The organism is Streptomyces sp. Y2F8-2 (assembly GCF_014905555.1).
GTDB classification, from domain to species: domain Bacteria; phylum Actinomycetota; class Actinomycetes; order Streptomycetales; family Streptomycetaceae; genus Streptomyces; species Streptomyces cynarae.
In genome coordinates this window covers 206836-228172 of sequence record NZ_BNGS01000005.1, presented here as the reverse complement: position 1 = coordinate 228172, position 21337 = coordinate 206836, and the positions used below count along the sequence as shown (strand labels likewise).

The 21337-nt window shown below is 71.8% G+C and carries 17 protein-coding genes; 1 reads left to right on the top strand and 16 read right to left on the bottom strand.

Features of this window, described 5'->3' with window-relative positions:
* Positions 1 to 76: 76 nt before the first annotated feature.
* Complete coding sequence (locus tag SY2F82_RS18710) at positions 77 to 763, top strand: phosphatase PAP2 family protein (protein ID WP_200420245.1); 687 nt, start codon at positions 77 to 79, stop codon at positions 761 to 763.
* 2 nt (positions 764 to 765) lie between these two features.
* Here the strand turns inward: SY2F82_RS18710 and SY2F82_RS18705 are convergent, their stop codons facing one another.
* The 16 genes from SY2F82_RS18705 to asnB are packed head-to-tail and all read right to left on the bottom strand — an operon-like array spanning position 766 to position 21335.
* Complete coding sequence (locus SY2F82_RS18705) at positions 766 to 2130, bottom strand: glutamate-1-semialdehyde 2,1-aminomutase (RefSeq protein WP_200420244.1); 1365 nt, start codon at positions 2128 to 2130, stop codon at positions 766 to 768.
* A 7-nt stretch (positions 2131 to 2137) separates the two neighbouring features.
* The gene (locus SY2F82_RS18700; RefSeq protein ID WP_200420243.1) at positions 2138 to 2689 is read right to left on the bottom strand and encodes a dTDP-4-dehydrorhamnose 3,5-epimerase family protein; all 552 of its coding nucleotides are present in this window, start codon (positions 2687 to 2689) and stop codon (positions 2138 to 2140) included.
* On the bottom strand, positions 2686 to 3912 hold the full coding sequence (locus SY2F82_RS18695) for a polysaccharide pyruvyl transferase family protein (protein WP_200420242.1): 1227 nt from the start codon (positions 3910 to 3912) through the stop codon (positions 2686 to 2688). Before SY2F82_RS18695 ends, SY2F82_RS18700 begins: the two co-directional genes overlap by 4 nt.
* Positions 3909 to 4856, bottom strand: coding sequence for a glycosyltransferase family 2 protein (locus tag SY2F82_RS18690; protein WP_200420241.1), 948 nt, complete (start codon positions 4854 to 4856; stop codon positions 3909 to 3911). Before SY2F82_RS18690 ends, SY2F82_RS18695 begins: the two co-directional genes overlap by 4 nt.
* Entirely contained in the window at positions 4853 to 6142 is a 1290-nt protein-coding gene (locus SY2F82_RS18685) for a hypothetical protein (protein WP_200420240.1), read from the bottom strand. Before SY2F82_RS18685 ends, SY2F82_RS18690 begins: the two co-directional genes overlap by 4 nt.
* Before the next feature lie 5 nt (positions 6143 to 6147).
* Positions 6148 to 7512: a DUF4910 domain-containing protein gene (locus SY2F82_RS18680; RefSeq protein ID WP_200420239.1), complete on the bottom strand. Its 1365-nt coding sequence runs from the start codon at positions 7510 to 7512 to the stop codon at positions 6148 to 6150.
* The gene (locus SY2F82_RS18675) at positions 7509 to 8534 is read right to left on the bottom strand and encodes an NAD(P)-dependent oxidoreductase (RefSeq protein ID WP_200420238.1); all 1026 of its coding nucleotides are present in this window, start codon (positions 8532 to 8534) and stop codon (positions 7509 to 7511) included. The genes SY2F82_RS18680 and SY2F82_RS18675 overlap by 4 nt, the downstream gene beginning before the upstream one ends.
* Positions 8535 to 8537: 3 nt before the next feature.
* Positions 8538 to 9185 (bottom strand): PIG-L deacetylase family protein, encoded by a 648-nt coding sequence (locus tag SY2F82_RS18670; RefSeq protein WP_200420237.1) that lies wholly within the window; start codon positions 9183 to 9185, stop codon positions 8538 to 8540.
* Positions 9182 to 9988 (bottom strand): glucose-1-phosphate cytidylyltransferase, encoded by an 807-nt coding sequence (locus tag SY2F82_RS18665; RefSeq protein WP_200420236.1) that lies wholly within the window; start codon positions 9986 to 9988, stop codon positions 9182 to 9184. Before SY2F82_RS18665 ends, SY2F82_RS18670 begins: the two co-directional genes overlap by 4 nt.
* Complete coding sequence (locus SY2F82_RS18660; RefSeq protein ID WP_200420235.1) at positions 9985 to 11235, bottom strand: class I SAM-dependent methyltransferase; 1251 nt, start codon at positions 11233 to 11235, stop codon at positions 9985 to 9987. Before SY2F82_RS18660 ends, SY2F82_RS18665 begins: the two co-directional genes overlap by 4 nt.
* Positions 11232 to 12476, bottom strand: a complete 1245-nt coding sequence (locus SY2F82_RS18655) for a glycosyltransferase (RefSeq protein WP_200420234.1) — start codon at positions 12474 to 12476, stop codon at positions 11232 to 11234. The genes SY2F82_RS18660 and SY2F82_RS18655 overlap by 4 nt, the downstream gene beginning before the upstream one ends.
* A gap of 2 nt (positions 12477 to 12478) precedes the next feature.
* Positions 12479 to 13711, bottom strand: a complete 1233-nt coding sequence (locus SY2F82_RS18650) for an O-antigen ligase domain-containing protein (RefSeq protein WP_200420233.1) — start codon at positions 13709 to 13711, stop codon at positions 12479 to 12481.
* A 1-nt stretch (position 13712) separates the two neighbouring features.
* A complete protein-coding gene (locus SY2F82_RS18645; protein WP_200420232.1) occupies positions 13713 to 15254 on the bottom strand; it encodes a right-handed parallel beta-helix repeat-containing protein in 1542 nt (513 codons plus the stop codon).
* 8 nt (positions 15255 to 15262) lie between these two features.
* On the bottom strand, positions 15263 to 17206 hold the full coding sequence (locus SY2F82_RS18640) for an alginate lyase family protein (RefSeq protein ID WP_200420231.1): 1944 nt from the start codon (positions 17204 to 17206) through the stop codon (positions 15263 to 15265).
* The gene (locus SY2F82_RS18635; protein WP_200420230.1) at positions 17203 to 19383 is read right to left on the bottom strand and encodes a bi-domain-containing oxidoreductase; all 2181 of its coding nucleotides are present in this window, start codon (positions 19381 to 19383) and stop codon (positions 17203 to 17205) included. Before SY2F82_RS18635 ends, SY2F82_RS18640 begins: the two co-directional genes overlap by 4 nt.
* A 17-nt stretch (positions 19384 to 19400) precedes the next feature.
* Positions 19401 to 21335 carry an asparagine synthase (glutamine-hydrolyzing) gene (gene asnB / locus SY2F82_RS18630; protein ID WP_200420229.1) on the bottom strand — a complete coding sequence of 645 codons (1935 nt, stop codon included), beginning with the start codon at positions 21333 to 21335 and terminating at the stop codon, positions 19401 to 19403.
* Positions 21336 to 21337: the final 2 nt, after the last annotated feature.

The window sequence follows — 21337 nt, the reverse complement described above, 5'->3', positions numbered from 1 at the left end:
TCACCGAAAGCGGGCCGGGCGGTCTTCAAGAGGGCCCGGAGCAAACCGCCGCAGGTCGACCGGACGCGGTGGGCGTGTGACCGGCCGGTCGGCGCCGGCGGTGCTGCCCCGGTCGCTGCGCACGTGGCTCGGGCCGATCGCGGTCCTCGCCGCGCTGGTGGTCTGCGTGCTCGGCGTCCTGTACGCCGGCCACAGCGAGCCCGGCAGGGTGGACCGGTGGATCGTCCGGCCGACCGCGGACAGTGTGCGGCCCCCGTGGCGGTATGTCGCTCTGACCCTGGACTTCTTGGGGGAGCCTGCCGGATCGGCGATGGTGATCGTGGCCGCTGTGGCGGGGTGCCTGCTGCTTCGGCGTCCTCGTGCCGCGGTGCTCGCCGTTGTCGGCGTCGGCATGAGCGTGGGGACGGCGACACTGCTCAAGCACGTGGTGGGACGGACCATCCACGGCGCCGACAATCTGTCCTACCCGAGCGGGCACACCGCCTTCTTCACCGCGCTCGCGCTCACGGCGGCGCTGCCCACGACCGGCCGGCTCGGCCTCGGCAAGGCGGCCGGCATGTCACTCGTGCTCGCTGCGGCGCTGGTCGCCGGCGCCGCGATGGGGTGGGCGCAGGTCGCGCTGGGCGCGCACTATCCGACCGACGTCCTCGGCGGCTGGTGCACCGCACTGGCGGTGGTACCGGCGACCGCATGGCTGGTCGACCGTGCGGCCGACCGGCGGGCCGTTCGCACGGCCGACGCCGGTCGGCTGGAGCGTCGCTGACGTCACGCCAGGCGGCGGAACACCGGCTTCACCGGTCGCCCGGCCAGCCAGGGGGTGGGGTCACCGGCGTCCAGTGCCTTCCGGTACACCGCACATGCCTGGGCCACCACGTCGACGGTGTGATCGATGTCGGCCTCGCTGAGCGCGCTGCTCACCACGAACGACGGGGCCAGCACCCCGCCCGCGAGGAGCCGGCGCAGGAACAGGGTGCGGTACTGCTGCGACGGCTGCCGGTTCTCGTCGAGGGTGGCGAAGACCAGGTTGCTGGCCCGGCCCCGGACGACGATGTGCTCGCCGACGCCCATGCCGGCCGCGGCGTCGCGGACACCGGCGGCCAACCGCTCGCCCAGGGCGTGCAGCCGCGCCGTGATGCCCTCCTCGACGTAGGTGGCCTGCACCGCCATCGCGGCTGCCAGGGAGTGCGTTTCCGCACCGTGCGTGGTGGACAGCAGGAACACCCGGTCGCCGGAGTGACGCAGCCCGCCCCGCTCCATCAGATCGCGGCGCCCGGCCAGCGCGGAGACGGCGAACCCGTTGCCGAGCGCCTTGCCGAACGTGGAGAGGTCGGGGACGACGCCGTACAGACCCTGAGCGCCCGCCTCGGACCAGCGGAAGCCGGTGATCATCTCGTCGAAGATCAGCACGCAGCCGTGCCGGTCGGCCAGCTCGCGCAGGCCGGCGAGGTATCCGGGAGTGGGGTCTCCCCTGCTCGAGCGAAGTTGAGAGCTTGGGGAAGGCTCGGAGTGGGAGGCGGGTTCGAGGATCAGGCAGGCGACCTCGCCCTCGTACCGGGTGAGCAACTCCTCCGTGGCGGCAAGGTCCCCGTACGGGAACGCCACGGTCAGTTCGGTGGTCGCCGCCGGAATGCCGGCGGACATCGGCGTGGTGCCGATGAACCAGTCGTCGACGGAGAAGAACGGATGGTCGGCGCAGATGGCCACCCGCGGACGCCCGGTGACGGCGCGGGCGAGACGCACCGCGGCGGTGGTGGCATCGGAGCCGTTCTTCGCGAACTTCACCATCTCCGCGGTCGGCACCGTGGCCAGGAAGCGTTCCGCGGCCTCCACCTCCACGATGGACGGCCGGACGAAGTTGCTGCCGCGGTCGAGTTCCCTCCGTACCGCCTCGAGCACGCGCGGGTGGGCGTGGCCGAGGCTGACCGACCGCAGGCCGGAGCCGTACTCGACGTAGCGGTTGCCGTCGATGTCCCACACGTGGGCACCGTGTCCGTGGCTGATGACCGGGGCCAGGTTCTCGGGGTACTGGTCGTCGCCTTTGGCGTAGGTGTGCGCGCCTCCGGGGATGAGGGCGTGCAGCCGCTCGTTCGCCGCCCGCGACCGGGGCAGTCGGAACTGTTCGGTGTCCAAGCCGACTTCACCCTTCCTTGTGCTTCAGGACCTCGGCGAGGCTCGGCGCCTCCCGGTCCCGCTGGGACATCGATGTGACCGGCAGTGGCCAGGGGATGGCGAGCTCCGGGTCGTCGAAGGCGATCGTCACGTCCTCGGCCGGATCGTGCGGGCGGTCGATACGGTACGAGGTGTCGGCGGTTTCGGTCAGCGCCTGGAAGCCGTGCGCGCACCCCGCCGGGATGTACACGGTCGTCTGCGTCTCGCCGGACAGCTCGAAGAAGGCCCGGCCCAGGTACGTCGCCGACTCCGGGCGCAGGTCCACGACGACGTCGAAGATCTTCCCGTACGAGCACCGCACCAGCTTGGCCTCGCCGGCGCCGGAGCGCAGGTGCAGGCCGCGCAGCACGCCCCGGACCGAGCGGGAGACGCTGTCCTGGACGAAGGCGTGCGGGTCGAGGCCCACCGAGCGGACCACGTCGGCGTCGAAGGTGCGGCAGAAGAAGCCGCGCTCGTCGGCGTACGGGGTCGGCTCGAACAGGTACGCGCCGGCGATCTCCGGCACTTCGGTCGCTTTCATGAAGCCTTCCGCAGGGTGTGGGGGTGAGCGTGGCCGGGCGCCGGAAACAGGGCGGCGGTCAACGCGGTGAACTGGTCCTGGAGTTGCCGGGCGGCGGCCAGGTTCCGCTCGGCGAGCGTCCGCCGCAGCTCGGCCGATCGCTTCTCCAGCGCCCGGAACTGCTCGAGCAGCCGGTCGGCGTCGACCTCGCGCGCCGGGTGGCAGTACGCGCCAAGGCCCATCCGGTCCATGAGCGCGTCGCTCTTCGCCGCATAGCTGAGTGCGAGCACCGGCGTGCCGGTCTTCAGCGCGCAGATCAGGTTGTGGTACCGGACCGCCACCACGGTGTCGGCAACCGTCATCTCCTTCATCAGGTCGGCCAGGGAGGCCGGCTCGGCGGCGGTGACCAGCGGCGAGTCCACCGCGTCGAGGATCGCGTCGACCACCGCGGCATCGCACTGGTCGCCGGTGAGCAGCCGGACCGGCCTGCCCTCCTCGACCAGCGCGCGGACGAACCGGATCGTCCCGTCGAGGTAGCGCCGGTGGATCTCCTCGGCCCGGGCACGGTCGTCGTTGCCGCCGTGGAAGTCCATGACGCCGACGCAGACCGGGCCCGGCGAGCCCGAGGGCGCGCTCGGCTCCGGCGTCGGCAGGGAGAACGCGAGGTCCGGGTAGACCTCGTCGCGCGCGGTGTCCACGCCCATCGCCCGCATCGCGTCACGGGACTGGGCGTCGCGGTACGACCGGTACGCGGCCAGCCGCGCCGACCAGCGCACCAGGGCCCGGGTGGGCCGGTTGCCGATCTCGGCGGCGCCGACGCCGACCAGCGCGACCCGGGTGCCGAGCAGTCGGCCGCTCGCGCAGAGCAGGAACAGCGAGTACGGGAAGCCCCACGGCCGCAGCGGCAGCGTGGCCTCCAGGACGCCCATGCCCGGCACGATCACCACGTCGTGCCGGCGCACCCAGGCGGCGGTGCGGAAGACGTCGACGAGTTTGCCCAGACCCTTCGCCGCGATCGCGCCCGCACGTGACGCGGTCCGGTACTCCGCGCGGTTCCAGTGCAGGCGCGTGGCGGGGATCCCGAACCGGGTCGTCACGGCCTCGGGTCCGCCGCACAGCGCGTCCACGACCGCCTCCGGGTGCTCGGCGCGCAGGTACCCGAGCACGGCCTCCAGCGACCCGTCGTTGCCGAGGTTGCCGGATCCGAGCAGGCCGAACACCCCCACACGTGTCGCGGTCTTCATGCCCGCCGCCCTTCACGGCCGGCGACGAGGGCGTCGACGGAGACGGTGAGCTTGGCCGGGTCGACCGGGGCGCGGTCCTCGACCCGCTCACCGGCGCCCGGCCGGACCCGGCTGGTCATCCACGCGGCCAGGTGGCGGTAGCACGCGCGCCGGTCGGCCGCGGACAACGGGGCACGCCGGATCGCCGAGGCGAATCCCCAGACGTACTCGGCGAGCAGCCGGGGCGTCGGGTGCAGCAGGCCCGCCCGGCGCGGGTCCAGGTTGACGCACCGGGCGCGCTTGCTCGGGTTCGCCCGCTCCGCGCGAGTGGGGTGGTCGCGGCGGAAGTACAGCAGTTCCGGCACCTGGTGGAAGCGCCCCTGCAGGGCGATCTCGGCGACGAACGTGCGGTCCGCGTGGTGGTAGCTGTCCATCGGCTTCACCCGGCGCAGTGCGTCGGCCCGGATCACCCCGTAGAAGTCGTCACCGCCGGGCTCGAACAGCATGCTGCGGAAGCGCTCCGGGGCGTGCGGTGAGTCGGTGGCGAGCGTGTACTCGTACGGGACCTTCACCTGGCCGTCGCCGTCGATGACCGCCTGGTCGGCGTGAGCGAGGATCACGTCCGGCCGCTCGTCCAGCGCCTCGACGCAGCGCCGCAGCAGGTCCCGAGCGTACAGGTCGTCGTGCGAGGCCCACTTGAACAGTTCGCCGCGGCACTGGGTGAACACGTAGTTGTGGTTCGGTGTGGCGCCGACGTTCCGGGGCAGCCGGAGGTACCGGATGCGGGAGTCCTGCGCGGCGTACTTGCGGCAGATGTCCTCGGTCCCGTCGGTCGAGGCGTTGTCGGAGACGACCAGCTCGAAGTCCTCGTAGGTCTGGCCGAGCAGGGCGTCGAGCGACTCGGCCAGGTACTCCTCGCCGTTGTAGACGGGCAGGCCGATGCTCAGCCTGGGTCGGTCGGTCATGAGGTCCTCACTTCGGGAACGGAGTCGTGGTGGCGTTCGCGCAGGGCGGACCGCAGCTGCAGCCACCACACGGCCGAGCCGCTGACGGTCGCGGCGGCGACGCCCCAGGCCGAGCCGACCGTGCCGGCGAGCGCCGCTCCGCCGAGCCCGCCGCCGACGTAACAGGCGGAGGCGAACAGCTGGCAGCGCAGGCTGCGCCGGGCCGCGCCGAGCGCGCGCAGCCCGGCCGCCGCGCCGGTGCCGAGGCCCGCGCCCGCGACACTGAAGGTGATCGCCACGATGAGCTGCGAGGCGGAGTGCCAGACGTCGCCGAGCACGAGCTCGCCGAGCCGGTCCGGCACCAGCAGCAGGGCCCCGCCCCACAGGAGCGCGGCGACAGCCTGCCCGCCGCCCAGCCGGAGGCAGAACGGGCCGAGGCGGTGCGGGGCCTGCCGCAGCACGCGTGCCGCCTCCGGGACGGTGACCAGCGACAGGCCCATCAGTACGGCGAGGAAGGGGCCCATCAGGAGTTCGGCGCCCCGCACCGCACCCACCGCGCCGACCCCGACGATCGCGCCCAGCCCGTACGCCCGCAGCTGGCTCGCACCGCTGAGGCTGACGTTCTCGACCAGGTACCGGTAGCCGAGATCGCGCTGTTCGCGAAGCCACCCACGTGCCTCGGCCATCCGGGGCCGGATGCCGGACTGGAGGCAGCCGTACGCGGCGGCCACGGCGGCGGACGCGCCCCAGGCGAGCACGAAAGCGGCCACGCTGCCCACATGGGCCGCGACGACCATGGCAGGGACGAGCGCGATGCCCCACACGACGTCGTTGACGAACGCCTTGCGCCCGTTGCCGGCGGCGAAGAACCCGAACCGCCAGGCGTCCTGCAGCAGCAGGCCCGGCATCATGACGCCGAGGCAGGCGAACGCGGGCCCCAACCGGCCGCCGAGACCGAGCCCGACCACCAGACACACCGCACCTATGGCGCTGCCGACGCCGAGTGCGGTACCCGTCGACCGGGCCACCGCCCCGCGCCAGGACGCGTCCGGCACACCGCTGAAGCGGACCACGAGCGGGTCGGTGGACAGACCGCGGGAGACGTTGAGCACCACGCCGTAGGTCACCCAGGCCAGGCTGAACACGCCGAAGGCGGTCACCCCCAGCGAGCGGGCCACGTAGATGCCCACCGCGAAGTTGGACATGCTGGAGGCCGCCTGGTCGGCCAGCCCCCACGACAGTCGGCCGACCAGGGCCCGCTTGGCGGACCCGGCCGGTCTGGTCGTCTTCTCCCCCTCGACGGTCATCGGCGTCACGCCTTGATCAGCCCGGCGCCGTGCAGGGCGTCGGCCGCGCCGGCGACGGTGTCGAACGGCAGCCCGGACCGCTCGGCGACGTCCAGCAGACTGTGCTCGCCGTCGGACAGGTTGAGCACCCAGAGCATGGCCATCTGGGCCTGCTTGGTGTCGCTGCGGCCGCCGAGCGCGTCGTACAACCCGCGCCGGCCCAGCTGCGGTTCGCCGTAGGGGCTGAGGTTGAGGTACCGCCGGTTGCGGTCGAGGACGGCGAACGCCTCGCGGCAGACGGCCAGGGTGTCCGCCATGGCCTCAGGCGAGACGAAGTCCAGGTTGTCCGCCGAGGTGTGGTACTCGGGATAGCCCGCGTACGGGGTCCGGGTGAGCGAGCCCACCCCGAGATCGAACCCGGGCGAGCAGAACTGCCGCTCGTCGTAGCCGTACGGGGTGAACTCGGTGACGCGGTGCGGCCGTTCGGAGGCGGTCAGCACGTGCCGCATCACCCGGTCGATCTCCGCGTCGCCGCGCCTGCTCTGCTTGTACGTCAACTGGCCCGGGTCCCCGGCGCAGGCCAGCACGACGCCGTGCTTGACCCTTCCCCCAGCTCTCGGCTCCTCCCCCAGCCTTCGGCCGGGAGGGGCCCCCAGAGCAGGGGATACGCCATTCACCCGTTCCGCGTTGCGGGCCAGCCAGGTGATCGCCCCGATGGTGCCGGGGGCGAAGATGAACCGGTACGTGTAGTACGGCCTTTCCGCCGCCAGCTCCCGGGCCAGGAACGTCGCCACCGCGACGCCGGCCATGTTGTCGTTGGCCAGCGACGGGTGGCAGACGTGGCAGGAGACGATCACCTCGTCGGCGACCTGCCCGGGGACCACGTGCTCGGCGTAGGTGAGGTGGCCGTCGGCGAGCGTGGAGTCGATGCGCACCTCGTACTCGCCGTCCGGCATCGCGTCCAGGGTCTCCTGGGCCAGGCAGAACCCCCATTCCGGCTTGTAGTAGCTGGTGCGGTACGGCACCCAGGACGGGTGGTCCGGCAGGGTGTGCAGGTGCGGGCGCAGCTCGGACAGCGGCATGGTCCGCGACACCGGCACGCTGTAGCCGAGCACGTGCAGGCTGGACGCGGCGAAGTCGACGACCCGGTTGCCGGCGGGGTCGGCGATGTACGCGTCCCGGATGTTCCACTCCTGCGGCACCGTCCAGTCGAGTACCTGGGTCCCGGTCGGCACCTCGTGCACCTGGAGCGGGATGTACTCGCCGACGATGTCGAGGGTGGCGCGCACACCGTCGCCGGTGATGCTCCGGCACAGCGGGTACAGCCGCTCCACCAGTGCGTACATCTGGTCGCCGGCAGCCGCCACCGGCTGTTCGCCGGCCGTGGTCATCGGCGCCACCGCAGGGTGTCGTCGACGGTGCCGGCGTCGGACGCCGCGCGCAGCACGGCGAGGCGGGTGAAGCGTCGCTCGAAGTCCTCCCGGGTCAGTCCGTGTTCGCGGTAGGCGTCGGCGAGTTCGAGCGCGCCCCGCTTCACGGACCACTCGCAGTCGAAGCCGGGGATCGCCGCGCGGAACCGGGAGAAGTCCACCCGGTACGACCGCGGATCGGCACCGGTCTCCCCGGTGATCACCACCTTCGCGCCGGACACCGCCTCGGCGACCTGCCCGGCGATCTCGGCGACCGTGACGTTGTTGGTCTCGCTGCCGATGTTGAACGCCCGGTCGTGCACCGCTTCGCGCGGCGCTGTCAGCGCGGCCGTGAAGGCTCGCGCGATGTCGGCGGCGTGCACCAGCGGGCGCCAGGGGGTGCCGTCGGAGAGAACAAGGACCTCGCCGGACAGGAGCGCGTGGCCCACCAGGTTGTTCAGCACGATGTCGGCGCGCAGCCGGGGCGAGTAGCCGAAGGCGGTGGCGTTGCGCATGAACACCGGGGTGAAGTCGCCGTCGGCCAGCGCGTGCAGGTCGTCCTCCACCCGCACCTTGGACTCCGCGTACGGCGTCACCGGGCGCAGCGGGGCGTCCTCGCCCACCAGGTCGTCGCCGCCGGCGGCGCCGTAGACCGAGCAGGTCGACGCGTACAGGAAGCGCCGCACTCCGGCGTCGCGGGCCAGCCGGGCCAGCCGTACGGACGCGTGGTGGTTGATGTCGTAGGTGAGCTCCGGCGCCAGCGATCCCAGCGGGTCGTTGGACAGGGCGGCCAGGTGGATCACGGCGTCCACCCCGGCCACGTGTTCGGCCGTGACATCGCGCAGGTCCACCCGATGCCCCGGCGGGTCCGCAGGTGTCGGGCCAAGGACGCAGTCGGCGAACAGGCCGGAGTCGAGGCCGACGACCTCGTGCCCGGCGGCCGCAAGGACCGGTGCCATCACGGTGCCCAGGTAGCCCTGGTGTCCGGTCAGTAGTACGCGCATGGTTCAACCCCCCAGGTTGAGCGTGAGTTTGGTGGCGGCGAACGCCTCGGCGTAGCGCTCGTGGCATTCGATGCCGCGGATCCGCGCAAGGCCGAGGAAGGCCTCCCGGTCGTACCAGGGCCGGTGCCGCTGCGAGGGGTAGTGCTCCTGCAGCAGCCGCACCTTCTGTTCGGTGATCTCCGGGGAGAGTGGCTGGTACGCCGCCGGGCGGCCGAGATCGCCGTCCCACTTGACGATCTCGTAGCCGAGCACGAGGTGGTCGCGGAAGGCGGTGGGTATCAGCTTGGCCAGGCCGCGGTGGTCCTGGTGCGCGTCATCGGTGCGCGGGGCCAGCACGAGATCCGGCTCCGTCTGTTCGCGCAGTTCCTCGACCGCGGCCTTGGCCTCCTCCCAGTGCGCGGGCAGCCGGCCGTCCGGCAGCTTGTGCACGGTCAGCCGCAGGTCGGCGCCCGGGCAGAACGCGGCGAGCGCGGCCTGCTCCTCCTGCTCCCGCTCGCTGCCGCCGCCGGAGAGCACGAGCGCGTCGACACGGATGCCCGGCCGCGCGAGGCACAGCGTCAGCAGCGTGCCGCCGGCGCCGATGGCGATGTCGTCGCAGTGCGCGCCCACCGCGACGATCCGCTCCAGGCGCCCGGCGCCGAGCCGGATCACGCGGTCACCCCGGCGCCCGCTCCCGCGCCGTCGCGTTCCCACACGGCCCACGGGCGGTCGCCCCGGGCGTAGGCGGCGTCGAGCGCGGCCCGCTCCTTGACGGTGTCGGTCGGCTTCCAGAAGCCGCGGTGCTGGTGCGCCACCAGCCGGCCGCGCTTGGCCAGTTGGGCGCATCCGTCGGCGACCAGGTCCCCGTTCTCCGGGATGTGGTCGAAGACCTCCTGGCGGAGCACGAAGTAGCCGCCGTTCTCCCACAGCGGCAGTTCGCTCACCGCGGTGATGCCGCCCACCAGGCCGTCCTCGCCCAACTCCACGCAGTGGAACGACGACTGCGGGGGCACCACCATCATCGACGCACCGGCGTCGCGCTGCGCGAACTTCTCGATCATCTCCGGCAGCGGGGCGTCGGTGAGCACGTCGGCGTAGTTGGCGAGGAACATCTCGTCGCCGTCCAGGTGGTGCCGGACCCGGCGCAGCCGCTCCCCGATCGGTGACTCGATGCCGGTCTGCGCGAACGTGATCGTCCAGTCCGAGATGTCGGTGGACAGCAGCTCGGTCCGCCCGCCTCGCAGCACGAAGTCGTTGGACGTCGTCTCCTCGTAGTTGAGGAAGAAGTCCTTGATGTGGTGGGCGCCGTATCCAAGGCACAGGATGAACTCGGTGTGCCCGAAGTGCGCGTAGTAGCGCATGACGTGCCAGATCAGCGGCCTCGGGCCGACCATCGCCATCGGCTTGGGCACGTCGTCGGCGGCGCCGTTGCGCATCCGCATCCCGTAACCGCCGCAGAACAGAACGACCTTCATGCTGTGACCTCTCGAGACGCGACCTCGACGATGCTCAGTTCCGGGATGGGAAAGACCAGCCGGCCGCCCCAGTCGTGCACGAAGGACAGCTGCTCGACCAGCTCGGCCCGCAGGTTCCACGGGAGGACGAGGACGTAGTGCGGTCTGTCGGTGGCTATCTGCTCGGGCGGCAGGATCGGGATGCGGGTGCCCGGGGTGAACCTGCCGTGCTTGTAGGGGTTGCGATCGACCGTGTACGGGAGCAGGTCGGGCCGGATGCCGCAGTGGTTGAGCAAGGTGTTGCCCTTGCCCGGGGCGCCGTAGCCGACGACCGTCTCGCCGCGCTCGGCCGCCTCGATGAGGAACTTGAGGAGGTCCCGGCGCACCTTGGCCACCCGGGCGGAGAACTCGGTGTACCCGGACAGCTCCTGCAGCCCGGCGGCCTTCTCCCGGGCCAGCACGTCGGCCACCCTCCCGCTCGGCTGGCCGGCCACCTCGGCCGGCCGGGACCACAGCCGGATGGAGCCGCCGTGTGTGGGCAGCAACTCGACGTCCACGAGCGTGAGTCCGCCGCTCGCCAGCGCCCGGATCGCGGACGCGACCGTGTAGTACTGGAAGTGCTCGTGGTAGATCGTGTCGTACTGGTTCTCCTCGATCAGGGTCAGCAGGTGCTGCACCTCGATGGAGACCCAGCCGTCGTCGGCGACCAGGGCGCGCAGCCCCTGCGTGAACCCGACCACGTCGGGGATGTGCGCGTACACGTTGTTGGCCACGACCAGGTCCGCAGGGCCGTGCTCTGCACGGACGGCCGAGCCGGTCTCCGGGCTCAGGAACTCCGTGAGCGTGGGCACACCCGCCTCCCGCGCCGTGGCACCGACGTTGACCGACGGCTCGATGCCGAGGCAGCGGATCCCCCGGTCCACCACGTGCCTCAGCAGGTACCCGTCGTTGCTCGCGACCTCCACCACGAAGGCGTCGGGGCCGAGACCCACCCGCTGTACGGCGTCGGCGACGAACGTGCGCGCGTGTTCCACCCAGGAGGTCGAGTAGGAGGAGAAGTACGCGTACTCGCTGAACGTCTCCTCCGGCGTGATCAGTGGCGGGATCTGCGCCAGCCAGCAGTTGGTGCAGACCCGCAGGTGCAGCGGGTACGCGGGCTCCGGCTGGTCCAGTCGGTCCGCGGCGAGAAAGCTCTCACATGGTGGCGTCGCCCCGAGATCGACGACGCTCGCCATCGCTTCCGAGCCGCAGAGTCGGCATCGTGTCATCTGCTGTCCCCATCCCCCCTGCTCGCGCGGGTGTCCCCTCCGCGAGCCAGTGCTGACCGACCCGCGATCGCGGTGCGGTACTCGTCAACCAGGCGGTCGAGCCCCACCGCCGGGCTGAAACCCTGTTCGTAACGGATACGGGCCGCCTGGCCCATCTCCCGGTTACGGTCCGGTTCGGCCGCGATCCGGCGTATGCAGGACGCGAGCGAGACGGACTCGCCCGGCCGGTGCAGCAGTCCGGTGACCCCGTCCTCGACGAGTTCGACGAAGGCGCCGTGACCGGCGGCGATGACCGGGACCCCCGCCGCCATCGCCTCCACGACCACCAGGCCGAACGCCTCCAGCCACGTCGAGGGAGCCACCACGGCGACCGATCGCGCGATGGCCTTCTGGCACTCCGCCGGGTCCAACAGGCCGACGTAGCGCACGTCGTCGCGGCCCGCCGCCCAGGCGGTCACATCCGGCTCCAGCGGGCCCGTGCCGGCGATCACGAGCGGCACGCCCACCCCGCCGCTCGCCGCGATCTCGTCCCACGCGGCCATGAGCAGCCGCACGCCCTTGGCCTCCGCGAGTCGGCCGAGATAGAGCAGATGCTCGCCGGCGTCCACTCGGCGGGCTTCCGGGTCGGGCACGAAGTTGTGCTTCACCGCCAGCCGCTCGGCCGGCATTCCGGCCCGCACCAGGACATCGCGCTGCGCCGCGGAGATGCAGAAGAACCGCTCCACGCCGGACCACCACCGCCGCCGGTTGACCGACAGGCTGACCGCGAGCGGCACCGTCGCAAGGCGGGAGTTCCGGTAGCAGCCGTGCCGGACGGCGGGCAGCGGCACCGCCGACCCGACGCACTCGGTGCACGGCCGGCCGTCCCGCTGCAGCGTGCCGGGCGGGCAGACCTGGGTGTAGTTGTGCAGGGTGGCGACGGCGGGCACGCCGGCGTCGGCACAGGCGGCGAGGACCGCCGGCGACAGGAGCGGGAAGACGTTGTGGACGTGCACCACGTCCGGCCGCTCGCTGCGCAGCCGGGCGGCGAGCTCCGTGCGGACCGCCGGGTTCCACGGCACAAGGAGCGGCACTGCGACCTTGCCGAGGAGGGACCGGGCGGCGATGTCGTCGCTGCGCCGCTCGAACACCTCGACCCGGTGGCCGGCTTCGCGCAGCAGCGCCACCTCCTGGTCGACGACCTTGTTCTCCCCGCTCGGCTGTGCCGAGGCGTAGCGGTTGTGCACCACGAGGATGTGCATGCTCAGGTCACCTCCGATCTGCGGGTCCGTAGCGGGATGCGTCGGCGAGGGACTTCGGGCGTCGAGAGGTCGGTGGCCGCGGCAGGTTCCGCGAGCAGTGAGGCGGCCACGGCCAGATGCAGCAGATAGGGCGAGGCGTCGCCCAGACCGGCCTCGGTGTACGACGCGAGCGCGCAGTAGCTGATCAGAAAGATCGCGCAGGCCCTCTGCAGCGACGGGGGCCGCAGCAACGCGACGCCGCCCAGCACGATGAGGAACGCCGCGACGAGGGACACGCCGATCAGGCCCTGCTCGTTGTAGACGGCCAGCCAGCTGTCGTCGATCGGCAGTCCGCCGAACGACTTGTCTCCCAGGCCCACGCCGAACAACTGCTCGCCGGTCGTCCGGGGCGCCGCCAGCAGGGCGTCCCAGACCTTGGCCCGACCGGTGAGGCTGGAGAAGTTCTCCTTGCTCTGTCCGCGCAGGAACCACGCCTGGAGCACGGAGGCGAACCCCACCGCGGCCACCGTGGCGGACAGCACCGCCCAGGTGAAGAAGCGGCGGGCCGCGCTGCTGGTGAGCAGGAGCGAGCCGATCGCCAACGCCAGCCCGACCAGCAGACCGAGCGTGGCCGTCCGGGTGTGGGTCAGCCCGAGCAGGACGAGTGACGGCACGATGACCACCGCCGCGCTGGTCCTGTCGGTCCTGCCGGCCATGAGGAGCAGCACGGTGAGCCCGCTGATCACCGCGGCGTACTGGCCGATCTGCGGCGGGGTGAGCGGCCACAGCGCGCCGACCAGCCGCCCGCCGTAGAGGTCGGGCAGGGCCGCTCCGGGCGAGACGACCAGGCCGGCGGCCACCGACCCGAGCACCGCGAAGTACATCCGGATGTGGTGCCGGACGAACGTCATGCCGCCGTCCCACCAGCGGGTGAGCAGCCACAGCGTGCCGACGAAGAGAGCCAGCCGGAAGCACCGGAACAGCGCGCCGAACCCGGACTCCAGGTGCGCGCTGGAGATCACGCTCGTCGCCAGGAGGAGGGTGAGCAGGAACACGTACGCACTGGGCCGGATGCGCAGCCGGAGATTGACGATGAGCGCCAGCGTGAACGCGGCGACCAGCGCGCCCATGGTGACCATCTGGATGAGGGAGCGGGGCAGCGGGACGATGGTCTTCGCGCCGGCGGAGCCGAGCGTGTTGAGGACCAGCAGCCCCCAGACGGTCCCGACGATCTTCGGTGTGCGGTCCGCGCCCATCTCAGCCACCGTTCCCCCCGCTGAAGGTGCTGCCCGCGTCCTGCCGGTAGGGCGTGCCCTGCCACTGCCCGAGGTCGAGCACTCGGCTCGGGTCGTAGGCGACGAACTTCCACGGGCCGACGTAGACGTTGGCGTGCCAGCGGTTGTGCTGCTTGGTGGTGATCGCCTCGGCCACCCGCTCGCCCTTGTACGGCGACCAGTCGGGATAGGTGCCGTAGTTGGACAGCACCGCCATGCGGTCGCACCTCTCCGTGCACTTGATGACGGACTTGTCCAGCACGAAGCGGTTGTCGTGGATGTCCACCCGCTGGGTCTTCCACCGGCAGTCCGAGTAGAGCGGGGCCTTGGCGATCGCCGGCTGCACGCAGCGCTTGGTGTCCTTCACCAGCAACGTGCAGTCGCCGGACGAGGTGTTGGCGGGGCTGTTGCAGAACCGGTCGGCGTTCTCCCACAGGGTGATCCCGGACCAGTTGTTCTCCAGCACGTTCCGGTAGATCTCGATCTCGCTGGTGCGGGCCTTGATCCGTGGTTCGCCGCCGGACTCCGACAGGTAGATGGTGGCGAACGGGAAGTTGTCGCCGCGGTCGGCCGCCTCACGGCCCTCGATCCAGTTGTTCCGCCGGATCGTGTTGTTCCGGATGACCGCGTTGTAGCTGATTTCGTAGATCAGCGCGGCACCGTCGTTGGCCTCGATCACGTTGTTCTCGATGAGGAAGTCGTTGTTGTCGGTGTCCGCCCACAATCCCGTTCCGCGGTTGCCGTGCACCCAGTTGCCGCGTACGTCGGCGCCGTTGACGGCCCAGAACTTCATGCCGCCGGTGCAGCCGCAGCCCGGCTGCCGCCGTTCCCAGTCGCCGGTGTTGTTACCCACGATCTCGTTGCCCTCGACCACCAGGTCCGTGATACGGCCGCCGGCCTTGTACGCGTTCATGCCGTACTGGCCGTTGTCGCGCAGGCAGTTGGCGCGAACCTGCTGGCGGGCACCGGCCATCAGCCCGGCCCCGGAGTTGTTCTGGATCGTCGTGTGCTCGATCACCCAGCCGTCGGCCGAGTCGTGGTTGACCACGCCCTCGTTCTGCGGGGCGTCGAATCCCTGCACGGTCAGGTAGCGGATGGTCACGTCGCGGGCGGTACCGGCGAACGCGTACTGGTTCTTCTTCCGGCCGTCGAGCACCGCACCCGGGGCGCCGAGGTAGCTGTCGCCCTCCTTGGGGATGACCTGGGCGTAGCGGTCCGGGTCGAGCCTGTGCTTGCCCGGTCGGAGCCAGAACGTGGTGTGCGGGGGACTGCTCTTGGTCTTCGCCGCCAGGTCGCCGACCACCCCGGGGTCGACCGTCACCGCGCCCGCAGGCGCCTTGGCCGGCCCGGCCGCGGGACTGGCACACACCCGGGCCAGGGAGGTGGACCGCGCCCCGGACGTGGTGGGCACGGCGGTCGGCTTGGCACGCGCGGCGTGCGGAGTACTGTCACAGCCCGTCGCCACCAGCAGGACCAGCACCAGCGGTGCCACCGCCGGCGCCCAGGGCCGCGTCTTGATCCCCACGCGCCCCCCTAGCCGCGGAACCCGAGCACGGTGGTGAAGCCCTCCGCGCCGTCGGTGAAGCCGGAACCGACCAGTGTGGTGGCGGGTTCCCTGCGCCCGAATCCGGCGGAGTACCAGCCCAGCACAGGATCCGTCTCGCCGCGATGCGCCTGCCAGGACAGCTGCCCGGGCAGGTCGAGCACCGCGGCACGGTCTTCGCCGTCCCTGGTCCAGGTGAGCTGTGCACGTTTCCCCACCAGGTCCGCGGTGATCGCCGGGCCGAGGTGGAAGGCCAGGCGTACGGCCCGGCGCGGGCCGCGCACCTCGTCGATCACCCGTAGCTCCCGGCGCGCGGCCGTCAGCTCCACCCGGCGGCGGTGCACGGAACCCTCGTAGCCGTCGTGCTCGGCACACCAGCGGGTCATGTCCTCGCCGGAGGTGTCCACGGTCAGGACACGACTGTCGGCATGCCGGGTCCACAGGAACGGGCCGCCGGAGACGGACTGGTCACCGCCGTCCAGCTCCAGGGTGTTGTGGCCGAGGGTGGACCGGAAGTACTGCCGCCACTCGGGCTGCCCGTGGTAGCAGTACGTCCCCGGGTCGGCGAGCACGTCGACCCCGTCGTGCCGGACCTCCACGGACAGCGCGTCCGCGTGGGCGTGCGCGGCGATGGACAGGAAGCCGTGCGGACCACCGTCGCAGCGGCACCAGATCTCCTCCGGCCCGCGCAGGATGGTCATGCCCGCGTCGGCGAAGTGCGCAGGCCGGTCCGCCGGGCGGCGCACGGACGGTTCGGTGCGTTCGATGAGCGCGGCCAGCAGCGGGGTGCGCACGTCGGTGCCGGTGACCGCCGGCCACCAGTCGAGTCGGCCGAACACGGCGTCCCCGGTGGCCAGCAGCGAGCCCCAGCGGTCGGTGCCCGCGCCGTCGACGACCAGGCCGTACCCGTCGTCCGCGTCCCCCTGACGCGGCGGCCGGAGCCGGTTGTCCACGATGGCCGCGAGCGCGTCCGTCATCCGCAGCAGCACCAGGCGGACCGACGCGGGCACCGGTACGCCGGCGGCATCGGCCTCGGCCACGGCGGCCAGGCCGAGTTCGAGGACGAGCCCGTGGTACTCGGTGGCCAGCTCACGGTTGAGGCCGGAAAGGTAGGTGTTGCCGCGCAGGTGGCGATCCAGCGACCGCAGCGCGTCGGCCCGCCAGCGTTCCGACGAGGGGAACCAGTCGAACGCGCAGGCCGCGGCGAACTGACCGGCGGCTTCGGCGATGACGTGGTTGTTCGCCGACGATCCCCGGCTGGGGAAGGCGGCCAGCCAGCGCTGGTGGTGCCAGATCTGCTTCACCGCCACCGGGTTGTCCTCGAACAGCCCGGCCGCGCCTGACCAGCCGTCCAGCAGCCGGCGGATCCACACCCAGGACAGCAGCCGGATGCCCAGCTCGATGCCGCTGATCCAGTGGACGCCGCGCAGCGGCGGGTTGGCCGCCCACCACGACCGCAGGTGCGCGGCCACACGCTCCGCGTACCGCTCGTCCCCGGTGACCGCGTAGGCGGCGGCGAGCTGGGTCAGGTACTGGTGCCGGGACGGCTCCCAGATCTGCTTGATGTCCCCGACCGCGTCCTCGCTCCGGTACGGCACGTCGAAGGCGTAGCCCGAGGGAGCCCGGCGCCCGGTCTTCGGGTCGTACCACCAGTCCGGGTCGGTCAGGTCGTCGCGGACCACGCCGAAGTACTCGGCGTGCCCGTCCATGAGCCGGTCCGCCTCGGCGACGAGGCGTTTCGCGGCGTCGGGAGGCAGGGCGGCGATCGTCCCGGCCGGCAGGACCGCGGTGAACCGGGCGCCCGTCACGCTCGGGCACTCGGGCGGCGCCGACTGCCACCGACGCCGGCGCACCGCGTCGCCCACCCGGCCCGCGACCTCCTGCGGTCCCATCCGGGACAGCCGCCGCAGGTACCAGCCCGCGCTCATGGTCATCGCGCCCTCGCCAGCGTCACCGGGGCACCGCTCGCCAGACCGGTCTGCACCGCGAGGGTGGCCGCCGTGGTGGCGACCAGCGACTCCAGCGGCACCGGCATCGGCCCGCCGGTCCGCACAGCCTTGACGAACGCGGCCAACTCGGCGTTCTGACCCTTGTCCCGGGCCTTGGGCAGCCGCGAACTGACCCACCGCTTCTGGCCGTACACCGAGGCACGCACGAAGTCGTCGAGCCGCAGCGCGCGGCCGTCCGCGATCAGGTCCAGCGTCTCCTTCGGGAACGCCGACGGGCCGGAGGTGACGTAGCTGATGGTGGCGGTGGACCCGTCCGGGTAGCGCAGCACGATCTGCAGGTCCTCGTTGCCCGACGGAGCGGTCGCGTACACGGACACCGGGTCGGCGTCGAGCAGCCAGCTCGCCGTGTCGATGAAGTGCCCGCCCTCGCCCACGAAACGCGAGCCCTCGGAGCCCTGTTGGAGATACCAGCTGCCGTGGTCGAGGCGTCCCGCGTTGACCAGGTAGCGCAGGTTCGCCGGACCGCTCCGGGCGCCGAACCGCTGCCTGGCCTCCTGCAGCAGCGGCGCGAACCGGCGGTTGAAGCCCACCTGGAGCCGGTCGTTGCCGGACTCCTCCACCGCCGCGAGCACGCCGGCCAGCTCGTCCTCGGTGAGGGCGAGGGGCTTCTCCACGAACACGGTCTTGCCGGCGAGGAGTGCCTTCCGGGTCAGTTCGGCGTGCGAGCTGTGCCGGGTGACCACGAACACCGCGTCGACGGACTTGTCGCCGAGCACGGCGTCGAGGTCGGTGGTCGCCTCCGCGAAACCGAACTTCCGCTGCGCGTTGGCCGCGGACAGCGCCGTCGTCGTGACGACCGTCGACAGCTCCACGCCCTCGCGCTGCGCCAGGTGCGGCAGCAGCATCGACGTCGCGTAGTTGCCCGCGCCGACGAACGCGAGCCGCACCGGCGACTTGGCGAGCCGCGCCGGACTGTGCTGCACGGTCACGGCGGGCACGGCCACCGCCGGAGCCGCCGGTTCCACCGCTTCCGCCGTGTGTTCGGGGTACCGGAACAGCACGGCCACGGCCTTCAGGTCACCGTCCTTCAGGCGTCGGTACGTCTCGACGGCGTCGTCGAAGTCGGCGATGTGGGAGACCAGGGGTTCCACGTCGACGCTGCCGCGGGCGAGGAGGTCGAGGAAGCACGCCAGGTTGCGGCGCTCGGTCCAGCGCACGTAGCCGATCGGGTAGTCGCGCCCCTCCAGCTCGTACGACGGGTCGTAGCGCCCGGGTCCGTACGACCGCGAGAACCGGACGTCGAGTTCCTTCTCGTAGTACGCGTTCCACGGCAGGTCCAGGCGGCACTTGCCGATGTCGACGACCCGGCCGCGGTCCCGGCAGAGCTTGGCGGCCAGCTCGACGGGCTGGTTGCTGCCGCCGCCGGCGGCCAGGTACACCTGGTCCACGCCGTGGCCCCCGGTGAGTTCGGCGACGGCGGTCTCCACGGCCGCGGACGCCGGATCGCCGCAGGCCGCGGCGCCCAGGCGCTCGGCGAGTTCGCAGCGCGCCGGGTCGGGGTCGGCGCCGACGACGCGGACCCCCGAGGCGGCGAGGAGCTGCACCACCAGCTGCCCGATCAGCCCGAGACCGATGACCAGCGCCACCTCGCCGAGCTGCGACTCTCCCTGGCGGACGCCCTGCAGCGCGATCGACCCCACGGTGCCGAAGGCCGCGTGCCGCGGCGCGAGGCCGTCGGGGACGGGGGAGTAGAGGTTCTTGGGGACCCAGTTCAGCTCGGCGTGCAGCGCGTGCTCGTTGCCCGCGCAGGCCACGAGGTCGCCGACCTTCACGTCGTCGATGCCGGCGCCGACCTGCTCGACCACCCCGCACAGCGAGTAGCCCAGCGGCGTGTAGGAGTCCAGCTTGCCCATCACCTTGCGGTACGTGGCGGGCACGCCGTTGGTGGCCACGCTCTGCATGACCTTGGCCACCTGGTCGGGCCGGGAGCGGGCCTTGCCCAGCATCGACATGCCGGCCTCGGACACCTTCATCATCTCGGTGCCGGTGGAGATCAGCGAGAAGGCGCTGCGCACCAGCACACCGCCCGGCTTGCACCCCGGCACCGGCACGTCGAGCACCGCCAGCTCGCCGCTCTTGTAGTTCTGTACAACCTGTTTCAACGGAACTCCCCTGATTCCTAAGCCGTTTGCCGAGTGCTCTGGCCGGACCCAGAGGTCGCGTCGCGATACCAGTACTCGAGGGTCAGCACATGCCACAGATGCTTGGAGAAGTCCTGCTGCCCGGCGGCGTCCTCGGCGACCATCCGCGCCAGCGCGTCGCGGCGCAGGAACCCGGAGCGGACGAGCTCGCCGTCGTTGACCACCTCGCGCACCAGCGGCGCCAGATCGCGGCTCATCCAGGCGCGCAGCGGGGCGCTGAACAGGCCCTTGGGCCGGTACACGATCTCCCGGGGCAGGATCGAGGTGGCCGCCTCCTTCAGGACCGCCTTGCCCTGCCGTCCGACGATCTTGCGATCGCCGGGCACGGCGAACGCCGCCCTGACCACCTCGACATCCACGTACGGAACCCGCACCTCGGTCGACGCGGCCATGCTGGAGCGGTCCGTGTACGTGAGGTTCAGGCCCGGCAGGAACATCCGGGCGTCGGCCAGGCACATGCGGTTGACGAAGTCGTCGAGGTCGTTGTCCGCATAGACGTCCGCGTGTTCGGTCAGGACGTCGTCGACCGTCCCCGCCAGGTCCGGGTCGATCAGGGCGAGCAGTTCGTCCTGGTCGTACATGGTGTAGCTGCGCCGGAACGCGGTCTCCTCCGGCAGATCGGCGAAGGAGAGGAACCGCTTGGCGAAGCGCACCGACCGCAGTCCCCGGCGGGACGTGGCGACAGGCAGCCGGTCCACGGCCGCGGACACCCCGCGCCGCAGGGGTCGCGGGACGCGCTGGTAGCGCAGCGCGAGCAGGTTGGCCAGGTGCTTGCGGTATCCGGCGAACAGCTCGTCGGCGCCCATGCCCGAGAGCATCACCTTGACCCCGGCCTCCCGGGCGGCCGTGCAGATCAGGAACGTGTTGATCGCGGCGGGATCGCCGATCGGCTCGTCCAGGTGGTACGTCATCTGTGGCAGCAGGTCGAGCACGTTCGGAGCGATCTCGATCTCGTGCAGGTCGACGCCGAACCGCTCGGCCACCTGCCGGGCGTAGCGCAGGTCGTCCGGCATCGCCTCGAACCGGGCGTCCTCGGCGCGGAACCCGATCGTGTAGGCGGAGATCCCGGGCTGGTGGCGGGCCGCCAGAGCGGTCAGGTAGCTGGAGTCGAGGCCGCCGGAGAGGAAGGTCGCCACGGGCACGTCGGAGAGCAGGTGGCGCCGGGTCGACTCCTCGACGACGGCGGCCAGGTCCGGCTGCTCACCGGCCAGGGCCCGCTCCCGGCCCTCGGCGGCGACGTCCTTCAGGTTCCAGAACCGGCCTCGCTCGATGCTGCCGTCGGGCCGGCACCTCAGCCAGCTTCCGGGCGGCAGCTTCTCCGCCTCGCGGAACGCGCACCGGGAGTCCGGCACCCAGTAGTACAGCAGCGAGGCCACCAGCGCCGCGTGGTCCACCTCCAGCGGTCCGCCGGTCGCGCCGGCGAGCGCCTTGAGCTCGGAGGCGAACGCCAGGCCCTCACCGCGGCGGAGCAGGAACAGCGGCTTGATGCCGAGCTGGTCGCGGGCGAGCACCAGCTCGCCGGTCCGCTCGTCGAAGATGCCGAACGCGAACATGCCGCGCAGCCGGGGGAGACAGTCCGTGTCCCAGCGCCGCCACGCCTCCAGGAGCACCTCGGTGTCGGAGGTGCCGCGGAAGCGCACACCGGCGGCTTCGAGTTCGGCACGCAGCTCGGGGGCGTTGTACAGCTCGCCGTTGTACGTCAGGGCGAGACCGCCCGAGACCATCGGCTGGGCGCCGGTCTCGGACAGGTCGATGATGGCCAGCCGGCGGTGCCCGAGCTGCACTTCGCCGTCACCGGCGGGATGGCCGTACCGGCCCGCCCCGTCCGGGCCGCGGTGGGCGAGTGTCTCGGTGAGCCGGTCGGTGACGGCCTTCCCGTCCGGCCATCGGTAAGTGCCTGCGATGCCACACATGT

Coding starts and splice junctions, on each gene's coding strand:
- SY2F82_RS18690 (WP_200420241.1), bottom strand. CDS start 4,856: ATGACCGACCGACCCAGGCTGAGCATCGGCCTGCCCGTCTACAACGGC.
- SY2F82_RS18680 (WP_200420239.1), bottom strand. CDS start 7,512: ATGACCACGGCCGGCGAACAGCCGGTGGCGGCTGCCGGCGACCAGATG.
- SY2F82_RS18685 (WP_200420240.1), bottom strand. CDS start 6,142: ATGACCGTCGAGGGGGAGAAGACGACCAGACCGGCCGGGTCCGCCAAG.
- SY2F82_RS18695 (WP_200420242.1), bottom strand. CDS start 3,912: ATGAAGACCGCGACACGTGTGGGGGTGTTCGGCCTGCTCGGATCCGGC.
- SY2F82_RS18660 (WP_200420235.1), bottom strand. CDS start 11,235: ATGACACGATGCCGACTCTGCGGCTCGGAAGCGATGGCGAGCGTCGTC.
- SY2F82_RS18640 (WP_200420231.1), bottom strand. CDS start 17,206: ATGACCATGAGCGCGGGCTGGTACCTGCGGCGGCTGTCCCGGATGGGA.
- asnB (WP_200420229.1), bottom strand. CDS start 21,335: ATGTGTGGCATCGCAGGCACTTACCGATGGCCGGACGGGAAGGCCGTC.
- SY2F82_RS18650 (WP_200420233.1), bottom strand. CDS start 13,711: ATGGGCGCGGACCGCACACCGAAGATCGTCGGGACCGTCTGGGGGCTG.
- SY2F82_RS18655 (WP_200420234.1), bottom strand. CDS start 12,476: ATGCACATCCTCGTGGTGCACAACCGCTACGCCTCGGCACAGCCGAGC.
- SY2F82_RS18675 (WP_200420238.1), bottom strand. CDS start 8,534: ATGCGCGTACTACTGACCGGACACCAGGGCTACCTGGGCACCGTGATG.
- SY2F82_RS18665 (WP_200420236.1), bottom strand. CDS start 9,988: ATGAAGGTCGTTCTGTTCTGCGGCGGTTACGGGATGCGGATGCGCAAC.
- SY2F82_RS18700 (WP_200420243.1), bottom strand. CDS start 2,689: ATGAAAGCGACCGAAGTGCCGGAGATCGCCGGCGCGTACCTGTTCGAG.